We start from the raw sequence: 22,034 nt of genomic DNA, 5'->3' as shown, positions 1-22,034 counted from the left end.
AAAAATCCGAAGTAAAATTTACTTCGGATTTTTTTATGAATTTAATCATAACAACAATCAATGTATGAGTGTGTTTTGATTTTATTTATAAAGGACTACGTTATATATGCCTTCCTAAATTTTTCTATACTCGTCCCGACTGCACTAACCATTCTCCTGTAGCAGTCAAGATAACAGTAACCTCTAAATTTTTAAAATCGCTTAATTCAACTTTCGCAGAGCCTCTGGAAATTGTTGCAAGATCAGCAAGTTCATAACTTGTAAAAGAACCAGTAGCGATATAAAATGAAAACTTTGGAGTAATTGTGTTCTGATCATTTGGAGATGGGGACCACGTAACTCCCAAAAATCCATTTTGTGTCTGAATACCAAAACTCGCGTTACTGTACCACTTTCCATTTTCATTTCTAACTCTATCAAATGAATTAGATAGTAAACCAATAGTATTATCCGGGCTTCTCTCTCCTTGCACAAGATTGACATTTGGTCCTTGATAAGGAGGTATAGTAGCATATTGAGCTTCCCAGGTTTGCTTTAATTGAGAGTTTCTAATAATACTCGAATCAATTTGAACGCCCAAACCTACTGCTTGGTTTGATGCACCTGCTCCCAAAGAATATTGAGTCGGAATAACGAACTTATTTATTCCTCCATAATTTGGCAATACATTTAGGCAAACAGATGAATTTGCAAAGACTCCGCTATTTGGTAAGCCGGCAGGTTTTTCTAAAAAACACCAGAAATTTTTATAATCACTACTTTCATTTTTCAAATAAATAGTATAATTGGTGGTCGAATTTAATGCATCTATATTTAACATAATTTATATTTTTTTGATTATTTGTCCGTACTCATGGGCTTTTTGGGTCACACCCAACATTATTTCCTGAATACTGACAGTTTTACTTTTTTTTTACTTTTTAGCATTAATAAAATCTATAAGCTGTTGCGTTTTCAATGCTTCAATTTCTTTAATACGTTTTGCTCGTGAACTATTCAGGTCATTTGCATTTTTACCAGTAAGTGCTGTGGCTGGTTTGGTAAACAATAAATAATCTCCAAATAAATGGCTTAAAAACAAAGGAGATTTTCCCGGCCTGCTTTTATCAAAATTTGAAGATTGATGACAATAAAAGCAACTAACTACATTGCTATTATTAATATCATGTATATCATTTTGAAAAGTCTGCGTGTAGGTTTCCATAGTAATGTTTGCCAAATTAACAGAACCTCTTGCTAATGAATCCGGAAGTGCACTTGCAATATCTCTGGTTACAATTGCTTTTTTCTGATCTTCAGAAGAAACTCCGTCAAAATTTAACCAGACAGAACCATTGTAAAAATAGTTTCTAAAAACATCTTTCAAATTAGACGCTACACATTTATTGATCTCTTCTATATTATTAAAATTAGCAGGTTCAGCCTGGCTTGTTGCCATAAAGTCGCCAGTGTTTAAATTCTTTGGCACTCCATATTCATAAAGAATAAATGCTTTATTGGTGACAACTGGCGAAGTTGCATTTCTAAGCCATTTGATACCTTTTATACCAGTCGTTGTCCCTTTTTCATAAAACAGCATTTCATTTGCGGATGTTACTGAATTGGTTTTCTTATCGTAAACGGGCGCCATATCCTTATGTTCAAAAGTTGCCCAGATAAATTCAGGATGATTTTTTACAACTCCTACTACGTGCATACCTAATAATGCCACCGTTTTTTCGACATATTGTCCTTTACTATTTTGAACAGCCGCCTTAGTTGTAAAATAATTCTGTTGTTGCGCTTTGGCAATAGCGTCTATATTAATCCAGGAAACTTTTAATTCTAAAGCCCCAACAGGAAATGTCTCTAAATTAGAAACCGGTAATTTTCCGCTATTGATTAAAGAAGCCATTGTAACTGCTTTGTCTTTTAGCAGAGCATTAACATGAATAGAATAATACACAGTATCTGTAGCATTATTATATTTAGGATTAGAACGTAAAACAGCACTAAAACCTGCCTGGTTAATAGAGCTCAGTGTTAATTTCATACCCAGCTGTGGCACAACAGGCTCCATTTGCGGAGTAACTAAATCCAGAGAATCCAAGAAAAACGGATTCCCGCTTGCTAACGGTTTTGTAACCCACAGAAACTTTTGCCATGACCATTGATGAAAATCACAATTTGTTGTACTTTCACTATCAAACGGACTTCCGTCACCTTCTGCCGGTGCAGGTGTTTGCTCATGCGGAAACCAGCTTGTCTCACATTCACATGATTGAGCTGCTTTTGCAGTTGTGGCATATCCTGAAGAGCTGCCAACTTTTTTCATTATTTTTTCCTTGTTCAGAAAAAATAATGAAATAGCCGCTATTACAAAGACAGCTAATACGATTATAATAATGGGTTTTCTTTTCATTTTTTCATTGGTTTAGTAATTATTCAGAAACAGGATTCTCTTAACAAAAAAGACCGCCCAAGCCAGGCGATCTTTTAAATCAAAACTCAAATTGAGTCAGGAAGTTTTTGTTATCCTGTTGAATTTGTTTGGGGAAAATTTATTTCTAAACTAATTCTTCTTTTAAGATTTTTGCTGACGCCACTGGTACATTTTCAATATTATGGTTATAATATGAGAAACCTCCAGTTCCATTCCATGCACCATCGATTGCTAAGTGAGCATCAAACTGTGCCAAGAAAGAACCAATTGCCGGTGGAGGAACAGAGTGAACATATTCTCCATGAAGACTCACCACTTGTGTAACTTTACCAAATCCAGTTGCATAGATTTTTCCTTTTACATGAACAACAATATGACTATCAGGACCTTTTATGGCCTGAGTGATTATAACTGTACCTGTCACAGAATATTGTGATGGTACAACTACTAAACTGAATGACGCGATTGGAGCACCTGGCATTCCAACATTTCCGATTGTGCCTTTTGCTAAATAAGCACCTAATAATAAATCTGACATAATTTTTTGATTTAGGTTTTCCTACTCGTAAGGCTTTTCGGTACCGCCTCGTTTTTTTAAGTGGGTTCTGCTCCACTTTTTATTTTTAAACTTATATGTTTCTATGAAAATTTATTCGCAACACTAATATGTACATGTACAGAACCTTTATTGTCTGTCAAACCAGCGCCATATATTCCTTTCAGATCATCGTTGATGCACAATTCTAATTTTCCAACCAGTCCTGCAGGAGTTGTGGCTCCCAGCCCGATTAAGAAAACAGTCTGCCCAATTCTCCCTACAAGAGCTCCTTCATTTGCATTAGGCAAAGCATAGCCTGGTTTAGCGTTAATAAAAGTTGGATTTCCGGCAGCATTGTATAACTTACCGTTGTTGATATTTGGATTCGCGGTCCATAAACCATCTATATATTTAATGGTTGCAACTGTGTTAGCATTCATTCTGATACCTGTGTCAAGCCAAGGATAAGCAGGCTTAGGATTTTCATCAGTACCTGGAGTCGGTTTTGCCTCAACTGTAAAATCACAAGGTGGAACTGCGAAATTGCAAGGTGGTATAGGAGTTGCAAATTCTTCGTAATCAAAATAATCTGCCAAAGCAAGACTTGTTCCTACGCCTACACCCGATTGCGATTGCATAAATGTTACTGGTCGGCTTTTTCTTCCATCGCCGCTTAAAGGGCTGTACCAAGTCCATAAATAAGTAGAATCCGGATAATTAGGTGATGAAGGTGGAAAAAGTACGCCAACAACTGTAACCCTAACATTTGGACAAAGTACAGGATTACCAATAATAGTTGCCTGAATACGAGCTTGTACAGCTGGAGTTTGAACCCAATTTGGTCGCTGTTGAGGAAATTGAAATTTTCCAAAACCAATGGCTTTTGTTATTTTATCGCCTAAATAATCAATTAGAAAACCGGCACCACTGTTTGCCGGTGGTGTTATTCCGCTTGGAGCAGTTCCAGTAAGAAGTGCCTCTTGAGAAGTATATGGATTTACAGGATTGTAGGTGAATTTCATCAAAGTACTCTGACTCCTATCCGAAGAAACCCGATACTGTGCATCGTCTCTATAATTATATAAAACCCTTGTTGGCAACGGATTGAACTCTTCGTTGACCGGGGTCATAAAAACAGTCATTCCAAAATTCGTATTCCATGTAAATAATTCATAGTTGTTAGGATTACCAAACGAAAAACCGTCAATAGCCGGAGCTACCATAGGTGAATTTAAAGGATTACTCGTTAGTTTCTCAAAAGAAGGAAAATAGGTAAAGGAAAACATTTGAAAAAGCGCCAGTTGATTGACATCTCCCATAGAAGGAGAAGCAACAGGGCCTTGTCCGAACATAAGACGTACCGGAAAATTAGTATTATGGTCAAACCACATCCAGGTAGCAGGTGGAGGGCTTGCATTGCCAACCGGAATTTTCCACCAGTCTACTTTTTGTGCCTTCATCCAGTTTAGATAACTCGTTCCTGCACATTTTGCTTTACTGCTTTCATTTCCAAACCAATTTGTTGTAGGAATACTCCAGCCTATATTTATAGGATTAAAACTGCCTCCATCTATAGAAACTGTCGTTCCCGATGAAGTCACTTTATAGAACCATTTTTTGCCACTACTACCTACAAGCAAAGCATTTAATCCAATCCCTTCTGCATAATAAACAGTTGCGGTACAAATTTCAAAAAACGGGCTCGCTTTATCTGCGGGTGTACTGTTACTTTGAATGGGACTAAATGGATGAAGTAAACAGGTACATTTCCAATATTGTGGAAGTTTGGGCTGGGCACCTGTAAAAGGCTGTAAAACTGGGTATCTTGAATCTGATATAGGATCCACGCATGCCGCTGGGGAAGTAGATAAATCTTTCATGGGTTAAGTTTTTGGGGTTAACTTTTTTTGATTGTCTGGTTTCTTTTTTTATTGGCTTATTAATTCAAAAAAACTTTGTCCTTTTGATTTAGTTTGAAATAGCCTTTAGTAACCATTCTTTTTATTTTCCTGATTAAAATTACAATGCAGATAAGGTCTTCGGTAAAAAAATGTCACGAGGCTGACATTTTCACCCATAAAACGGATAATCAATGAAATAAAACTTTTTTTTTAGAACCGAATAAGAATATCGCTTTCTAAAAAACCATTATCTCAAATCTAACAGTAAAGGTGTCTTAGTCGTATTGGGATCGATATACAATTCAGCAGCTGTAACCAGCAAAACATCGGCTTCTACACAGTCTTCTGCGTCATTCAATAGTCTTTTCAGCTCGGCGCATTTTTCCTTGATGAATTCCTGCCTTTTATCTTCAGCCACATTTTGTACGATTAACAATCGAACTACATCCTTAAAAAATTCATTGGTCGACAATTGAATCTGAAAAGCGTCAGCTTCACTTGCTAAAGAAAAAAACTTATCTAAATCGTGGTGCAGTTCACAGGCGATAAAAGATTTCGACTCTCTGGATTTTAATTCCAGAAAAGATTTTCCTTCAAAATCAACCCATCGGCCCAAGTCACCTATTGCATATCTAAAAACCGGAAATCTTTTACGATAAGTATTAGTAACTGCAATGGTACCATATCCGTTTTCATCCGGATTCATGATTTCGACTATAATGCCTTTAATCACGGAAAACAATGATGGATTTTTACTGCAATTTGACCAGGCCCAGATTCCAGTTTCGGCAGAGCCATACATGGAATAAACATTTTGAGAACCGAATGTTTTTTGTAAAAATTCTTGTGTTTTAGGTCTTAAAAACTCGCCCGCATAAAATAAATTTTCTATTTCTACTTTGGTATTGTTCTCTTCTAAGAACTTCGCAAAACATAATAATTTTGAAGGAGTGCCAAATATAAAATCCGGTTTAAAATGTTTGGCTGCTTGTTGCATGTCGGTATAACTGGCATGCGCACTTAATGCTAAAGTTGTGGCCTGACATTTTTCTAAAATATCATCCATAATAGACGCTGTACGATACATATCGGAGTAACCAAAAATGTTCAGGGCAATTGTTTTGGAAGTAAAGAAGTTGTTTCTGGTGAGTTCTTCCGCCAGTGCTAGTCGTTGATTATGATTTTCCTGAATGTCTACCGGAAAAACTAAAGGCTTTTGAGTACTTCCGCCGGAGCGCACCAAATACACACCCGTTTTTTCATCCTGAAGTTTAAACTTTGTATCTAAAATCGGCATTAATTCTTTTTTGCTTAACATGGGAGCTCCGGCTGCAAAATCATTTCCTTTATAGAATTCGACGTACAAAGGATTTTGTTTTGCTAATTCAAAATAATTTTGAAATTCAGAATGGTCTATTTTTGCGGGGATACAAACTGGATACATGACAGGGCGTTTTTATTTACTTCGTTTTTTTAAATAGTAACTGTTTTTAACTAAGAGTCTGTGATGCTTGAAAAGAAACAGAGCCTTTTCCTTCCACGATGGTAATCGCTTCATTGCGTGTGACAGCCATCGCTGCGACAACATTCCCATTAATTGCTGATCGTACCGATTTGTACTTTTATAATATCTTTTTATTGAAACAGGAATCTCTAATTCTTTCCAATTCGAATAGCTAATGCGGGACAAACTGCCTTCAACCTCTCTTACTTCGATGGAAGCTTTATTCAATAATCCAACACGGGATTGCTGTGGCACATTTTTTAAAACACGGTACCAAAAATCAATTCCTTCATTTAAGGAAACATCAGTCTCATAGCGAATGTTTTTCAGGTGTGTTTTTTGAATCACCACATTACTGCCGACCCCCATGATAAAATCCGGAGCACTAACGGTGTGCAACGGATCTGGTATTAAAAACAGATCATTAGAAAGGGAAATCAATTCTTTTTCAAACGATTTGATGTTTGGCAAATAATAATTGGAGGGAATCAATACAATTCCAAGAATCAAAACGTCTATTTTCTCCTGCTCCATAATAGCATTAACATCGTTCAAACAAGAAGAAATGTAACAATCGTCTGCATCCAAAAAACTTATAACATCTCCAGTTGCCAGTTCTAACCCCATGTTTCTCGCATTGCCCGGACCTTTGTTTTCTTTTAATTCAATGATCTGAATGTCTGTCTGTAAAAACTGTGGAGCAAAAAAGGACAAGGAATCTTTTAAATTAATCAGACTCTTATCTGAACTAAAATCATCTACAATGATAATTTGTGCCGCTTTTTTTTCCTGAAAAGCCAAGGACTTAATCGTATCAAAGATGTAGGCTTCCTTATTATAAAGAGGTATAACAACTGTATGTTTCATATTTTTTATTGTGCTACTATTGGATAAATCAAAGCTCTGCCCTGGTGTACATTTACAACAGACTCATCTGAGCCTCGAAATATCCCGGATCCATACGTTTTGTCATGTTTACAAAGCAACATCCCCACTAAATAAATCTGACGATTATTCTGGACATCGTCAAATTCTTTTTGGTCTACAAAATGCTGAATCAGGTATTTATTCCAATTTTCTTTGATAATAGTATTCCAGTCTTCGGTTGTGCAATCATTTTTCACATAGGCCCCGATTCCTCTTCCTCCACTATTTAATTTTAAGATCAGATTCTCTTCAGAATTGATAAAGGCATCACAGCCGGCAGGATCTGTTATCACGAAACTAGGGATGAGATAATCCTGCAAAAAGCCATAATCCTCTTCACTCAGGTAATCAAGCATGATTTGAGAATCGTACATGACAGCCAAAACCCTTTTATCATGGATTAAAATTAAAGTTCGAATATCATTGAAATAACAGTTTTCTTCAATTAACTTGTCCAACACATCCGGACTTATTTTTTTCAGTTCTTCGCGATCCATTTCCAGTATAAATTGCGAAACTGGTGTTCCGTTTACCTGTATTGAATTATCTGAAACGATTAGATCCTGAGGTCTTGCAGAAATTAGTTCAATTTTTAGTTTTGCTAATTCCCATTGAAGATTGAAAATATCGCTTCCTTTTTCGTCATCATGAATAAGTGCTACTTTTTTATATGGAGCAAACTGATGGTATATATCGTTAACAAGATTTTCTAAAGCCGTATCTCTGGTATTTAAACTGCCTTCAGAAGTATTGGTCTGATTGTTCATCAAATGCGAATAGTAACTGATCATCCAGCCGTTTAGCGGATATCGTGCTCCTATTTCGCAAATTTTGGGCTGATCGTTTTTGTCATATAAAAAATCAGGGCGATAAAAACCCTGATTGTATATTTGGCTATTACTTTTTCGCAATAAAGCTTCAAGGTCATTATCCAGTTGATAATAGTTCCGAATTCTGTCGTCTTCAAAATAATTCAAAACAATCGCTTTACAGGCTTTGTTTAAAACAGCACACAAATGATTCATCTGCCCGCTATATTCCGTAGACAGAATTACAGAAGAATTAGCAAAAGAATCTCTGTTTAATCCTTTATCTTTCTGAAAATATTGAAAAAACAATTGATCCCACTTTTCTTGTTTATCGGCTTGATTTTGTTGCAATTTAATTTTTGACATATTGCGTAGAAGTTTATTTCTTTGTAATAATTATTGTTGGTATATAGATTTAAAACTTAATTCTTCCACTTCCATAAGATCCACCATAACAGCCGATTTCTTAGCTAAATAGTCGTTAACAATTGATTCTAAATCATACGCCTCAAGGTCAACATTCATTGCTTTTGCATAGTGGAAAATAGAATTAACGGCAAAGAAGAAATGGTTTTTCTCTGTTGGACCACAATGAACGCTTATCCAGGCCAGTGTTTTATCACTTTCTTCTTCGGTGAAACCATAATCGTTTGCCAGCCAGGATTGAAATTTTGGCAATATCAATTCCACTTCGCCATGCGTATAAATTTCATGTATCAAAGTGGTCAATAAAGCGATCATGATGTCTTTATTTCGAAGCGAGTTTTGATCTTTCCATGCTTTAAAATCACAAGCACTTTGATTTAAATATCGGCGTGAAAGCCATTCATCATCTGCACAAATTGTAGTTGCCATCGTATAAAACAACTGCGAATGCAAAATTCTCCCAACAACCGCCAGATCTTCATCAACAATTCGGTTTAAACTGGTGATAGACTGTAATAGTGCTTTTTCGTCTGCAATAGGTTGGTTTTTATGAACCAGCATGGTCATGCGGTTGCTAATTCCGGAAACGGTCATTGCACTGTTATTAGTTTGGCTCCAACTGTGAAAAAAACGCTGTAAACGCTCTTTATCCTGAACTTTCGAGGTCAATTGATTGAAACTTTTTTCAATTTTTGAAAATGCCTCTTCCTGATTTGGAAGGAATTTTAATAATTGATCTTTTAAATGTGATTCTTCCATTCCTTCAAGAACCGGAAGAATAATTGAACTTAAACTAGCCATAACTTTTTGATTTTAGATTATTTATTGATTTGATTTATTTAGCAGATTTAGAGCGGTAATATTTAATTTTCCGGATCACATCAATGTCTTTAAAATGATATTGTTCTAACCATTGGGCTTCATCAAAAAAGATACAGCGAGACTCGGCAATTACAATAATGGTCTTGTTTAAAGAGATCTGATATAGTTTATCCAGTAAAGCCGTGTATTGAAAATCATAAAGAGGATTGTACAGATAAAAAACATTCCCGTCGGAAACATCAGTCTTTAAGATATCGCCTGAAATTGCCCTAACATTTGTGATTCCTTCTTTTTCGATTAAATCAACGCAAACTTTGTTTCGCTCTTCCAGAATTTCAATTCCTATAAACTGAGTGTCCGGATATTTTACAGCTCCATACAAAATAATATTTCCATACCCTGAGCCTAAATCATAAAACACTGTTTTGTCTGTGATTGGAATAGGATCAAAAAGGTCACCCAAAAAACTGGACGATCCATACCGGTAAGAATTCAGACCATACTTAATGGTAATTTCCGAAAGGCTTAAACCTTCTTCAATATGATGCGAATGCTGATCAATTTCAGATTGAATATTTTTTAACTGCTCCATATTATTTCATCATTAACAATTCTAATTTTTCCAGTGAACGTTTTGCTTTTTCCATCTTAACAGCATATTCGTTATTTACCTTTTCAATGTCAGCATTGCAAAAAGTACAAGTATGTTCTTCTTCATAGACGTAATTGTCACAGCCATTGCATAACTTCAGTGCTTTTGGTATTCTCGGAACTCTGTCTGTATGGTCTGATGGTGGAATTACAGGAGTATCGTTAGGCGATTGTATTTCTACAATTTCTCCTTTTTCATTTTCAACTATGATTTCAAAAAGCCCGATATCAAAAGATAGTCCCGGTGCTTCTTGTGTTTTTCTTATTCTTTCTCTAAGTCCTTTCTTTTTTAACTCAAGGGCTCGATGATGGCAAAAAGGATTGTTTCCTCTCTTTCCAAACAACACGTGACTCGTCCAGGTACAGCCGGCCAAACAAGAAGATTCGTAATAGCAGCCTTTACAGCCTCCCCATAACTCTTCTTTATTTCTATATCTGGAGAAAACCATTTCTTCACTGTATTTCCAGATATCCTCTAGCTTCATGTCTTTTACATTACCTCCTGTGTACACACTTGTTGGTAATGATGGACAGCCTTTAATTTTTCCGTCGGCTTCAATTCCTATTCCTGTATGTCCTGCGGAACATCCGGTATAATATTTTTCATTGCCCTGTCTCCAGATATGCTCATACGGTCCAAAATAACCAATGTTATTTCCTGCCTGTATCAACACATTATTCACTAAGGCTTTTCGGTAGATGACAATCAGATTGTCGTAAAAATCATTTAACTCATAGGGCTGTACTATCAATTCTTCCGAATTGTCAACAGCATTTCCCATGGCAACAGCAAGCTGTATTTGCCAGTTTTTCACTCCATTTTCAATTAAAACATCCAGTAATTCATTCAGCTCATTTTTACTCCTTTTAGTAATTACAGTATTCACACTAGATGGTATATTGTGTTTTTTAAGCAGTTGCAGACAATTTATTACGTGTTCGAAAGAATCTCTTCTTCCTCGTATTTTATTGTGAGTTTCCGGCATTCCGTCGATAGAAACTCCAATATTTCGTATTCCTGCTTTTTTCGCATCAACAATTCGCTCTTCGGTTAAATTGTAAGCACCGGACTGCATCGAGCATTCGATTCCGCTTTGATGTATTCTTTCAATAATTTCGAGCCAGTCTTTTCTTAAAAAAGCTTCTCCGCCAATAATCGTAATTTCTCTGGTGCCAAGACGTTTAAGACTATCAATAACACCAAAACATTGTTCCGTCGTTAATTCACCCGGTCTTACCTTTCCGGCTCTGGATCCGCAATGCGAGCATTTCAGATTACAGGCTAATGTTATTTCCCACACTACATGAACGGGGGTGGCAGTTTTGTAATCATCTCTTACTCTGTATCGTGTTGAGGTCTTAATAGTATCCATCTTAGTTTTGTTTACGGTTTGACAATTAATTAAAAGACGGTTTAAGAAGTAAAACTTGATAAACCGTCTTTTGTAAAGATTACTTTCTAAAAGTGTCGATTGCTTCTAGCAATTCTAACAACGCTGCGTGTAAATCTTTTTGTTCTCTTACAGTTTGTTTCGCCTGTTCAGCTACTGCCTTCATTTTTTCTAAATCATTCGAAGCGATCGCCTCTCTGATTCCTGCTGCGTAAAGCATTGTTACTCCCATAATAGTTTGTTTTTTGTTTTTTAGTCCTACTCTTAAGGTTTTTCAGCTACACCCTTGTTTTACTGTACAAGTCAGTTTGTTTTTAGAGGGCTCTATTATTTTTTATTTTTTAGAGCGTCTATCGCATCCAGCAATTCTAACAAAGCGCCGCCCAGATCTCCCTGGTCTTTTATTGTTTTTTTGGCTTGCTCGGCAATAGCCTGCATTTTAGTCAAATCGTTTGAAGCTATAGCTTCTCTGATAGCGACACCATAAGGCATAATTACTCCCATAGTTGTTGTTTTTAGCGGTTATTACTTATTTGTAAAAGGGACATCTCTTTTATAAAAAATACTTTTCTATAAAAGAGATTGTCCTATTTCTTTACTCATTCGAACCAAATTGATGCAGAAAAATCGCTGGTTCATTTGGATTCAAACAAGTTAGATGTCCAAAAGTGACTGTTTTTCCTTCTTTGTTTTTTCCTGAAATGATGATATTTTTCATCCCAACCACTAATTTTCCTGAACGATTACCGCTGATTACCTCAACTCCCATTTCGTGTGGTGTACCTGTTCTGGTTGCAATAACATTACCTGAACCATTTTCAATTAACAGTCTCTCTCCTATTGCCGGTGCAGGAAATAGCTGAGAAACGGTAATATCAGTTAGAGGGCCAAGTGTGATATAAGGCGGCACACTTACTGCGCTAATTGCTTCTGAATTTGGCTGATTAAGTGTTATAGTTCTGCCAAACTCTGCTTCGTTAGTTACATTTGTACTGTACATCCACGGAGTTGTAAATGGAGTACCATCTTCTGTCTCTCCAATTGCTACATACTTCTGGTGTATGCCAAGTTTAGAATTTTTAGTCTGTAAATCTAGATTGTAGAATACTGACCTGATAAGTGTACCAACAGCATAGGTTCCGCTGGCTCCTTCAACAACCGGAAGAATAACGGGTCCAACTCCCCCACCATTCCAATCGACATACGGATACACATTTACATTTTTTACTTTTACTGGTATTGCTTGCATGATAATTAATTTTTGGTCCTACTCATGAGGCTTTTCAGATCCGCCTTCGCTTTTAACTGTGCGAAACAGTTCGTTTTTTCAGTGGGTTCTGCTCCACTCTTTCATTTTTCACTCATTACCTGATAATGAATGACTTAGAAAACTAATTTTTCTTTAATTTTCTATATCAAAGCTATTTTAGATAGGAAGATGTAAGAAAAAAAATGTAATAAGATGAGAATTATCTGTCATAAGACACTAAAAACATGACATAAGATAATTCTTAAAAAAACCTCATCAAATAAACTTTCATTTATTTTTGAAAGTTTAAAAACTTTTACTTACATTTGTTTCATGGAATTCAAAGAAGCAAAAAATAAGTTTGTACAAACCTGGGGAGCATTAGGTTCTCAATGGGGAATTAATAAAACCATGGCGCAAATCCATGCTTTATTAATGGTCTCGAACGAAGCTGTTTCTATGGAGGACATTATGGACGAATTGCAAATTTCGCGCGGAAATGCCAGTATGAATCTTAGAGCCTTAATGGATTGGGGAATTGTCTATAAAGAATATAAGGCGGGAGAAAGAAGAGAATTTTTTACTGCTGAAAAAGATTTGGACGAATTGGCTTCTAAAATTGCACGAGAAAGAAGCAAAAGAGAAATTAAACCTGCTCTTAAAATTTTAAAAGAAGTTTCGACTATAGAAGCAAAAGATTCTGCTGAAGAAAAACACTTTGTAGATCAAACTACTAAATTGTATGACTTTGTTTTAAAAGCTGATAATATGTTAGATAAAATGACAGAATTCAATGAAAACTGGTTGGGACGTTTGGTCCTGAAAATTATGAAGTAAAATATCAAATTAAAAAAATTTAATCAAAACTTTCATTTTTTTCTGAAAGTTTAAAACAATCAATAACCATGAAAACAACATTCAAAATAATCGAGATCATAAATATAGCCGCACTTATTTTTTTACTACTTGGTGCTTACGGTCTGGCTATTACTGGTGGTTTACAAGTTTTGGCAGCAATTTTATTTGTTTTAATCTTCCCAGAAAACAAATTAATTTATATCTATTTTGCTTTAGTAATCCTCTTTTTTTCGTTTTGGAATGGAGGCTTTGGTTGGCTATTCGTAATACCTATTTATCTAATATTTTTCCTAACCATAATTATATACCATCAAAAAGCAAAACTATCAACTTCTTAAAGGCAGAATGGAAAAACTTAGCAGCAATTTATTTCATCAAAATAAAATTCAATCAAAACTTTCCTTTTTTTACTGAAAGTTTAAAAACAACTAAATCATGACATTTACAACATTACATAAAATCAACAAAATATTTTACTTCACAACTCTCGGGCTTTACCTTTTGGTATACTTTGGAATGTTATTTCAAATCGTCTTAGGAATTGTACAAATAACAATAGGAATTATTTTACTCACAAAAATGAAGGAACTCAGCAAAGAAAAAAAGAGAAAAATTCTACTTTATTGGCTTTTAGTTTTAACAGCTTTTATATTAATTCTGAGCAACTCTATGTTCGGAAATGATTTGGGAAATTTTCTTAGTTTATTTCTTTTTCCGATGTTAATAGCAACTTACTTCTATTTTCTAACAGCAAATATTACTTCTGATTCATTTCTAAATGCAGAATGGAGAAACTTAGCACTTTTCAATTATGAAGTTCATGCTGAAATTTTAGAAAAATATATTCCCGTTGGTACTGAAATAGATTTGTGGAACAACAAATGTTATGTAAGTCTGGTTGGTTTCATGTTTAAAAACACAAAAGTTTTGGGAGTAAAAATTCCGTTTCATATAAATTTTGAAGAAGTCAATTTAAGATTCTATGTAAAGCGTTTTGAAAATGGCGAATGGAAACGCGGTGTAGTTTTCATTAAAGAAATTGTTCCAAAAAAAGCAATCACTTTTATTGCCAACACTTTATATCAGGAACATTATGAAACGCAGAAAATGAAACATGAAATTATTGAAGATGGTACTACACAAACTTTTGTTTATCAATGGAAAAATAAAGAACAATGGAATACAATTGAATTAGAAACTGAGAAAAAACCAACAGAAATTGAAGTAGATTCTGAAGCTGAATTCATAACAGAACATTATTTTGGTTATACCAAAATTGACGAGGAAACTACTTTTGAATATGAAGTACAACATCCGAGATGGGAACAATTTAAAGTTCTAAATCATAAAATTGATGTTGATTTTCAGGGAAATTATGGTAACGACTTTGAGTTTTTAGAAACTACTATTCCAACTTCAATTTTTCTTGCAAAAGGATCTGCAATTGAAGTAAAGAACAAATGCAAATTGGCAGAAATACAAATTCAGGAGAATCTTACCGCTATAATTAATAGTTATTAATTTATAAAACGCAAAAATCATGAATCTCAATATTATTGGGTATTTTATTTACCTCGGCATTACGATTTTCATCATTTTAAAAGTTGGAAAAATATGCTACAAAAACGGAAACATTTATGTTTTAGAATTGATCCCAAATCACGCTGATATCTGCCAAAAAATTAATCAGGTATTACTTTTAGCCTACTATCTTCTAAATATTGGTTATTGTGCAATGACTTTAATATCCTGGCAAAAAATACAATCGTTCGCCAATCTTGTCGAAACTATCGGAATAAAAACGGCAATTATCATTTTTATCATTTCAATATTGCATTATCTCAACATCATTATATTAACTAAGTACATTCATAAATTAATCAAATAACACTTTAAATTTAAATATCATGGAAACTACAAAAATCCTAATTGGTTACGGAATCTATTTACCAATCGCTTTATTTCTTACTTATTATGTTTCTAAAACACTTTTCAAAAACGGAAAAATCTTTATGCTTGATATTTTCAAAGGACGAGAAGAAATTGCAGAGGCAACCAACAAACTTTTTGAAACTGGTTTTTATCTTTTAAATATTGGGTTCGCCTTAATGATCTTAGAACTTCAGTTAAGCCAGGACAGCTATCAGCAATTAATTGAAAGATTAAGCTATAAAATTGGTGGATTTTCTATTTATCTTGGTATAATGTTATTCTTCAATTTATATTTCTTCTTCAGAGGAAAAAGAAAAGCTAAAGAAGCACAACAAGAAGAAAGATTAGTTTTTAAAGCATAATTATTTACTTAAAAGTTTTGCCGCGAATTTCACGAATTAATATTAGCGCAGATTTTACACATTTAAAAATTCGCTTAATTCGTGTAATTCGTGGCTAAAAAAACATACCAATGAAAAAACTCATAATCGCAGCCGGAACAGGTTTTCTAGGACAAGTTTTAGTCAATCATTTCAAAAATAAATTTGAAGAAATTGTAATTCTAACTCGAGGAAAATCTCAAACTATTGACGGAATTAAATATGTAAACTGGAATGCAAAGACTTTTTCAGGTTGGGAAAAGGAACTGGAAAACGCAACGGTTTTAATTAATCTCGCGGGAAAATCTGTTGATTGCCGTTATACTAAAGAAAACAAAAAAGAAATTCTACTATCCCGAATTGAAAGTACAAAGATTTTAAACAAAGCCGTCTTAAACTGCAAAAATCCGCCAAAACATTGGCTGAATTCATCAACTTCTACTATTTATCGATTTTCTTTGGATAAACAAATGGATGAAGTTAATGGCGAAATTGGAAATGATTTTTCTATAAACGTCGCGCTATCTTGGGAAAAAGCATTCTTTAAAACCGAAACTCCAAATACGTTAAAAACTGCTTTAAGAACTTCAATTGTTCTTGGCAAAAATGGCGGCGCTTTTATTCCGCTTAAAACTTTGGCTAAAATTGGCTTTGGAGGAAAACAAGGAAAAGGAAACCAGTTTGTAAGTTGGATTCATGAAGATGATTTTGCAAATGCAATTGACTTTATCATTCAAAAAGAAATAACCGGCATTATTAATATCGTTTCGCCAGAACCTGTCCGCAATACTGATTTCATGAAGAAACTCCGAAAAGCAGTTGATTTTCCTTTCGGAATTCCGATGAATAAATTCTTATTAGAAATTGGATCTTTCTTTATTCGAACAGAAACAGAATTAGTTTTGAAAAGCAGAAATGTAATTCCGAAACGACTTTTAGATAGTGGGTTTAAATTTAAGTTTGGAGATATTGGTCACGCTTTTAAAAATTTATTAGATAAATGAATACGGTTTTGATGTTAAGACATTGGATATTCACATTATTATGCGGACCAATTATTTTCGCTATAATAAATGGATTTACATCTAATTGGAGTGCAAACAATTTTTATGGCTTTTTTCAACTCTATCCATTTGCAATAATACTAGGATTGCTTTTTTCATTGCCAACTTATATCTTTTATATGTTTATTTTTCTCCTTTTTAAAAACATAAAAATGATTTATGAAAGAATAATTCTAGTCACAATTGTAATAATTGGCGTTTTTATAACAACAGCGCTCATCAATGGAATTGTGTGGTTTGACCTTGCCATATCTTATTCAATTTCATCGATTATAGCAGGAATATTTTTTACAATGTATTTTAAAAATGAAACCGAATCATGACAACAATTCACCTCACAACAAAAATAAAAGCAACAAAACAAATCGTTTTTGACGCCTCAAGAAATATTGACATTCATCAGCAATCTGCAAGTCCTTCTAAAGAAAAAGCAATTGAGGGCGTAACATCAGGTTTGATCAATTTGAATGAAACCGTAACTTGGCGTGGGAAACATTTTGGATTCTATATTACTCATAAAAGCCGAATTACTGCCATGAATTTCTATGAGTACTTTGTTGATGAAATGGAAAAAGGAAAGTTTAAATCGTTCAAACATGAACATTTTTTTGAAGAGAAAAATGGCTTTATCATTATGAAAGACAAATTACAATACGAAACTCCGTTTGGAATCTTCGGGGAGCTTTTTGATATTTTATTTTTAGAGAAGCATCTGACTAACTTTCTTTTAGAAAGAAATAAGACTCTAAAAGAAGTTTGCGAAAAATCTAATTATCATCATCTAAACTAATAATCTCATCTTCGATATTTTCACTGCCCTTTTTGAAGCCAAAATCATGAATTAAAAAGATTGTAAAAGTGTTAACCAGAAGATGTGCCATATAAGTATAAAAATTCATGGGCACAAAAAGACTGTAAAATAAAGTAGCCAAAATAGAAGTAAGCACCATCATGAAATTTTGATAGTATCTAATAAGTGATTTATTTACGAAATAAAACAAAAGAAGTAATAATCCGAATAAACGGTTAAGCAGACCAACAAAAAGAACAGATAATCCGCATATCAAAATTGACATTCCAAGATAAGAGCCAATAATGAACGGCCAAATAAAAGCCAGAAAAAACATCCATCCGAAGAAAAACAAAAAATACTGCACTTGTGTAAACTTCATTCCAAAAAAAGAGATTTGTTTTTCCATGTAGATTCATTTATTTCCAAATATAGAATTAAAAATCTTAAAGAAAAACAATCATCAGCCACCAAAAAATTGGAACACTTTCGACCCAAAAAGAAGTATAGTATTTTGAGCGATTGGGGTTTGCAAATGCGATGAACAACATTAACATTATAACCATTATCAGATTAATAAAAGCATCATGATAATTAAAAGTAGATATAAAAACCTCTAAACCCCAAAACGGAACTAATAATAAAAACCCTAAAATTTTAGTCCGCTTAACGCCAATGGTCTGCGGAACAGTTTGTAAATGCGGATCATCATTAGCCAAATCAATAATTTCGAAAACTAAAATCAGTACAAAAACCAAAATAAAACGCTGAATGCATTTTATAAAGAAGTCACTTGTAAACGAAATTTCGGCATTTATTAAAGGCAAAACCAGTGTTGCTCCCACCCAACAAAGCGCTACAATATAAATTTTTACTCCTGCCCAATTTCGGGCATTTTTTCTGTTTGGAAAAAAAGGAAGTGTATAAAGTGCCGTTATGGCAAAGATCCCGACAGAGACAATTTGAGTAATTCTTTTTAAATGGAAAAAATAATACCCCACCAAAATCACCGAAATAAAACTCAAAACAGCAATAATTTTTAACTGATTTCCGATTGGATTTTTTTTAACGCGGACTAAAGCATCGTATTTAACAAAATTATATCCTACAATTGTTCCAAAAAAAGTAAACAGCGCCATTGGCTCATCATACTGAATATGAAACACATGAAACGTGATTCGCACCAATGCGTAACACGATAAGGCCACATGAATACTGCTATTCAGGTAAAAATCTAATATCCGTTTTGATACTATCATACCTCAAATCTAATCAATTATTAACAAATCAACTCTTTAGTTGTAAATTTCATAAAAATTGAAGTTAAAAATGTATAATAAATTATTATTAATACTTAATTTTGCGCCACTAAAAAACAACACTTTTACAACTATATGAAAACAGATGCTTTTGCTTTAAGACACATTGGTCCAAGAGAAACAGATCTTCAACACATGTTACAGACCATTGGAGTTGAATCGATCGAACAACTTGTTTATGAAACCCTTCCAGATGACATTCGTTTAAAAGCACCTTTAAACTTAGATCCAGCGATGACGGAGTATGAGTTTTCAAACCATATTCTGCAATTAGGAAACAAAAATAAACTTTTTAAAACATATATTGGTTTAGGTTACAATCAGGCAATTGTTCCTGCTGTAATTCAACGTAATGTTTTTGAAAATCCGGGATGGTACACTGCCTATACTCCATATCAGGCTGAAATTGCACAAGGTCGTCTTGAAGCGATTTTAAATTTCCAGACTACTGTTATCGAGTTAACAGGAATGGAAATTGCAAATGCTTCTTTATTAGATGAAGGAACTGCTGCTGCAGAAGCTATGGCTTTATTACTAGACGTTCGTTCTCGTGACCAAAAGAAAAATAACGTAAATAAATTTTTCGTTTCTGAAGAAATTTTACCTCAAACACTTTCAGTTTTACAAACTCGTGCAACACCAATTGGAGTTGAATTAGTAATTGGAAACCATGAAACTTTTGATTTCTCTACAGAATTCTTCGGAGCTATTTTACAATACCCTGGAAAGTACGGACAAGTTTACGATTATACTGCTTTTATCGAAAAAGCTGCTGCAAGCGAAATTAAAGTAGCGGTTGCTGCTGATATTTTAAGCTTAGCTAAATTAACTCCTCCGGGAGAAATGGGTGCCGCAGTCGTTGTTGGAACTACACAACGTTTCGGAATTCCGTTAGGTTACGGTGGTCCTCACGCTGCGTATTTTGCAACTAAAGAAGAATACAAACGAAGCATGCCGGGACGTATCATTGGTGTTACTATTGACACTAACGGAAACCGTGCTTTACGTATGGCTTTGCAAACTCGTGAACAACATATCAAACGTGATAAAGCAACTTCAAACATTTGTACTGCACAGGTATTATTATCTGTAATGGCTGGTATGTATGCAGTTTATCACGGACCAAAAGGTTTACAATACATTGCTGACAAAGTACATGCTGCGGCTGCAACTTTGGCAAACGAATTGAAAAACTTAGGTTTAGAGCAAGTTAACTCCGCTTTCTTTGACACTATCTTAGTTAAAGCTGATGCTAAAAAAGTAAAAGCGGTTGCAGAAGCAAATGAAGTAAACTTTTACTATGTAGACGAAAATACAATCTCAATTTCATTAAACGAAACTACTAGCGTTTCTGATGTTAATGACATTATCAATATTTTTGCTACAGCACTTTCTTTAAAAGCAACTACAGTTTCTGAATTAACAGAAACAAATCATTACCCAGAAAACTTAAACAGAACTTCTGCTTTCTTAGAGCATGATGTTTTCAACAAATACCATTCGGAAACAGCTTTGATGCGTTACATCAAAATGTTGGAGCGTAAAGATTTAGCGTTAAATCACTCGATGATTTCGTTAGGATCTTGTACAATGAAATTGAACGCTGCTGCAGAAATGCTTCCGTTAAGTAACCCAAACTGGAACAACATTCATCCATTTGCTCCACTTGATCAGGCGCAAGGATACCAGGAAATGTTAAAAAAATTAGAGCAGCAATTAAACGTAATTACTGGTTTTGCAGGAACTACTTTGCAACCTAACTCAGGTGCACAAGGAGAATATGCAGGACTTATGGTAATTCGTGCGTACCACCAATCTCGTGGAGACGATCATAGAAATATTGCTTTGATTCCTTCATCGGCTCACGGTACAAACCCGGCTTCTGCTGCTATGGCGGGAATGAAAGTTGTGGTTACAAAAACTCTTGAAAATGGAAATATCGACGTTGAAGATTTACGCGAAAAAGCAATTCTTCATAAAGATAACCTTTCATGTTTAATGGTAACTTACCCATCTACACATGGAGTTTTTGAAAGTGCTATTCAGGAAATTACAAAAATTATCCACGATAATGGTGGACAAGTTTATATGGATGGTGCAAACATGAATGCTCAGGTTGGATTAACAAATCCTGCTACAATTGGAGCTGACGTTTGTCACTTGAACTTACACAAAACATTCGCGATTCCGCACGGTGGTGGAGGTCCAGGTGTTGGTCCTATTTGTGTAGCGCCACAATTGGTTCCTTTCTTACCAGGAAATCCGGTAATTCCAACAGGAGGAGAAACTGCAATTACAGCTATTTCTGCTGCTCCTTGGGGATCTGCTTTAGTATGTTTGATTTCTTACGGATACATTTCGATGCTTGGTGCTGATGGATTAAAAAGCGCTACAGAGCATGCAATCTTAAACGCAAACTATATTAAAGAAAAATTAAACGGTCACTACGATACTTTATATTCTGGAGAAATGGGTCGTGCAGCTCACGAAATGATCTTAGAATGTCGTCCTTTCAAACAAAAAGGAATCGAAGTAACGGATATCGCAAAACGTTTAATGGATTACGGTTTCCACGCACCAACAGTTTCTTTCCCGGTTGCAGGAACCTTAATGATCGAACCAACTGAAAGTGAAAACTTAGAAGAATTAGATCGTTTTTGTGAGGCTATGATTTCTATCAGAAAAGAAATTGAAGCTGCAACAATTGAAGACAGCAACAACGTATTAAAAAATTCTCCTCATACTTTAGCAATGCTAACTTCTGAAACTTGGGAATTTCCATATACAAGAGAACAAGCTGCTTTCCCATTAGAATATATTGCCGAAAACAAATTCTGGCCTTCAGTTAGAAGAGCTGATGATGCTTTTGGAGATAGAAACTTAATCTGCAGCTGTGCTCCTATTGAAGCTTATATGGAAGAAAACTAAGAAATAAATTTTCTTTAAATACATATTCATACCCGATAGATTTTAAAAACCTATCGGGTATTTTTTTACCATCACCTCAAAAAGTGTCAAAAAAAAATTTCTGGCACCATTGATTTCAAACGT

At 34.6% G+C, this 22,034-nt stretch carries 23 protein-coding genes; 8 read left to right on the top strand and 15 right to left on the bottom strand.

The annotated features are described in order from the left end of the window. Nucleotides 1–124: 124 nt before the first annotated feature. The 13 genes from LPB88_RS14575 to LPB88_RS14515 all read right to left on the bottom strand — a co-directional run bounded on the left by LPB88_RS14575 (nucleotide 125) and on the right by LPB88_RS14515 (nucleotide 12,640). Nucleotides 125–820 carry a hypothetical protein gene (locus LPB88_RS14575; protein WP_230716421.1) on the bottom strand — a complete coding sequence of 232 codons (696 nt, stop codon included), beginning with the start codon at nucleotides 818–820 and terminating at the stop codon, nucleotides 125–127. Between the two features lie 93 nt (nucleotides 821–913). Beyond that, nucleotides 914–2,401, bottom strand: a complete 1,488-nt coding sequence (locus tag LPB88_RS14570) for a hypothetical protein (protein WP_230716420.1) — start codon at nucleotides 2,399–2,401, stop codon at nucleotides 914–916. A gap of 145 nt (nucleotides 2,402–2,546) precedes the next feature. Next, nucleotides 2,547–2,960 carry a DUF1842 domain-containing protein gene (locus LPB88_RS14565; RefSeq protein ID WP_230716419.1) on the bottom strand — a complete coding sequence of 138 codons (414 nt, stop codon included), beginning with the start codon at nucleotides 2,958–2,960 and terminating at the stop codon, nucleotides 2,547–2,549. A 101-nt stretch (nucleotides 2,961–3,061) separates the two neighbouring features. Beyond that, a complete protein-coding gene (locus LPB88_RS14560) occupies nucleotides 3,062–4,840 on the bottom strand; it encodes a hypothetical protein (protein ID WP_230716418.1) in 1,779 nt (592 codons plus the stop codon). A gap of 268 nt (nucleotides 4,841–5,108) precedes the next feature. After that, nucleotides 5,109–6,305, bottom strand: a complete 1,197-nt coding sequence (locus LPB88_RS14555; protein ID WP_230716417.1) for an AMP-binding protein — start codon at nucleotides 6,303–6,305, stop codon at nucleotides 5,109–5,111. 12 nt (nucleotides 6,306–6,317) lie between these two features. Next, nucleotides 6,318–7,232, bottom strand: coding sequence for a glycosyltransferase family 2 protein (locus LPB88_RS14550; RefSeq protein WP_230716416.1), 915 nt, complete (start codon nucleotides 7,230–7,232; stop codon nucleotides 6,318–6,320). 5 nt (nucleotides 7,233–7,237) lie between these two features. Continuing rightward, complete coding sequence (locus tag LPB88_RS14545; protein ID WP_230716415.1) at nucleotides 7,238–8,467, bottom strand: hypothetical protein; 1,230 nt, start codon at nucleotides 8,465–8,467, stop codon at nucleotides 7,238–7,240. A 30-nt stretch (nucleotides 8,468–8,497) separates the two neighbouring features. Continuing rightward, nucleotides 8,498–9,328 (bottom strand): hypothetical protein, encoded by an 831-nt coding sequence (locus LPB88_RS14540; RefSeq protein ID WP_230716414.1) that lies wholly within the window; start codon nucleotides 9,326–9,328, stop codon nucleotides 8,498–8,500. Between the two features lie 34 nt (nucleotides 9,329–9,362). Further along, on the bottom strand, nucleotides 9,363–9,941 hold the full coding sequence (locus tag LPB88_RS14535) for a tRNA (guanine-N(7)-)-methyltransferase (protein WP_230716413.1): 579 nt from the start codon (nucleotides 9,939–9,941) through the stop codon (nucleotides 9,363–9,365). Between the two features lies 1 nt (nucleotide 9,942). After that, nucleotides 9,943–11,373 carry a radical SAM/SPASM domain-containing protein gene (locus LPB88_RS14530; RefSeq protein ID WP_110835494.1) on the bottom strand — a complete coding sequence of 477 codons (1,431 nt, stop codon included), beginning with the start codon at nucleotides 11,371–11,373 and terminating at the stop codon, nucleotides 9,943–9,945. Between the two features lie 79 nt (nucleotides 11,374–11,452). Beyond that, nucleotides 11,453–11,623, bottom strand: coding sequence for a DUF1843 domain-containing protein (locus LPB88_RS14525; RefSeq protein ID WP_089351964.1), 171 nt, complete (start codon nucleotides 11,621–11,623; stop codon nucleotides 11,453–11,455). Nucleotides 11,624–11,718: 95 nt separating this feature from the next. After that, nucleotides 11,719–11,895, bottom strand: a complete 177-nt coding sequence (locus LPB88_RS14520; protein ID WP_089351965.1) for a DUF1843 domain-containing protein — start codon at nucleotides 11,893–11,895, stop codon at nucleotides 11,719–11,721. A gap of 91 nt (nucleotides 11,896–11,986) precedes the next feature. Next, nucleotides 11,987–12,640: a hypothetical protein gene (locus LPB88_RS14515; RefSeq protein ID WP_230716412.1), complete on the bottom strand. Its 654-nt coding sequence runs from the start codon at nucleotides 12,638–12,640 to the stop codon at nucleotides 11,987–11,989. Between the two features lie 333 nt (nucleotides 12,641–12,973). Between LPB88_RS14515 and LPB88_RS14510 the strand changes: the two genes are divergently transcribed. From LPB88_RS14510 to LPB88_RS14480, 7 genes are all read left to right on the top strand, one after another. Continuing rightward, on the top strand, nucleotides 12,974–13,477 hold the full coding sequence (locus LPB88_RS14510; RefSeq protein ID WP_089351967.1) for a GbsR/MarR family transcriptional regulator: 504 nt from the start codon (nucleotides 12,974–12,976) through the stop codon (nucleotides 13,475–13,477). A 68-nt stretch (nucleotides 13,478–13,545) separates the two neighbouring features. After that, the gene (locus LPB88_RS14505; protein WP_230716411.1) at nucleotides 13,546–13,836 is read left to right on the top strand and encodes a hypothetical protein; all 291 of its coding nucleotides are present in this window, start codon (nucleotides 13,546–13,548) and stop codon (nucleotides 13,834–13,836) included. A gap of 97 nt (nucleotides 13,837–13,933) precedes the next feature. Next, nucleotides 13,934–15,019, top strand: coding sequence for a YqjF family protein (locus tag LPB88_RS14500; protein WP_370635839.1), 1,086 nt, complete (start codon nucleotides 13,934–13,936; stop codon nucleotides 15,017–15,019). A 19-nt stretch (nucleotides 15,020–15,038) separates the two neighbouring features. Beyond that, nucleotides 15,039–15,386, top strand: a complete 348-nt coding sequence (locus LPB88_RS14495) for a hypothetical protein (protein ID WP_230716410.1) — start codon at nucleotides 15,039–15,041, stop codon at nucleotides 15,384–15,386. Between the two features lie 19 nt (nucleotides 15,387–15,405). Continuing rightward, nucleotides 15,406–15,792 (top strand): hypothetical protein, encoded by a 387-nt coding sequence (locus LPB88_RS14490; RefSeq protein ID WP_089351971.1) that lies wholly within the window; start codon nucleotides 15,406–15,408, stop codon nucleotides 15,790–15,792. 110 nt (nucleotides 15,793–15,902) lie between these two features. Further along, the gene (locus tag LPB88_RS14485; RefSeq protein ID WP_230716409.1) at nucleotides 15,903–16,814 is read left to right on the top strand and encodes a TIGR01777 family oxidoreductase; all 912 of its coding nucleotides are present in this window, start codon (nucleotides 15,903–15,905) and stop codon (nucleotides 16,812–16,814) included. Between the two features lie 379 nt (nucleotides 16,815–17,193). After that, nucleotides 17,194–17,664, top strand: coding sequence for an SRPBCC family protein (locus LPB88_RS14480; RefSeq protein WP_230716408.1), 471 nt, complete (start codon nucleotides 17,194–17,196; stop codon nucleotides 17,662–17,664). Here the strand turns inward: LPB88_RS14480 and LPB88_RS14475 are convergent. Both LPB88_RS14475 and LPB88_RS14470 read right to left on the bottom strand, forming a co-directional pair. After that, the gene (locus LPB88_RS14475) at nucleotides 17,642–18,073 is read right to left on the bottom strand and encodes a hypothetical protein (protein ID WP_230716407.1); all 432 of its coding nucleotides are present in this window, start codon (nucleotides 18,071–18,073) and stop codon (nucleotides 17,642–17,644) included. The two genes, LPB88_RS14480 and LPB88_RS14475, sit on opposite strands and share 23 nt — an antisense overlap. Before the next feature lie 37 nt (nucleotides 18,074–18,110). Continuing rightward, the gene (locus tag LPB88_RS14470; RefSeq protein ID WP_230716406.1) at nucleotides 18,111–18,923 is read right to left on the bottom strand and encodes a hypothetical protein; all 813 of its coding nucleotides are present in this window, start codon (nucleotides 18,921–18,923) and stop codon (nucleotides 18,111–18,113) included. 135 nt (nucleotides 18,924–19,058) lie between these two features. Between LPB88_RS14470 and gcvP the strand changes: the two genes are divergently transcribed. Beyond that, a complete protein-coding gene (gene gcvP / locus LPB88_RS14465) occupies nucleotides 19,059–21,911 on the top strand; it encodes an aminomethyl-transferring glycine dehydrogenase (protein WP_230716405.1) in 2,853 nt (950 codons plus the stop codon). Nucleotides 21,912–22,034: the final 123 nt, after the last annotated feature.

This window comes from Flavobacterium sp. JAS (assembly GCF_020991455.1).
Lineage (GTDB): Bacteria > Bacteroidota > Bacteroidia > Flavobacteriales > Flavobacteriaceae > Flavobacterium.
This window is presented reverse-complemented; position numbering and strand designations above follow the sequence as displayed.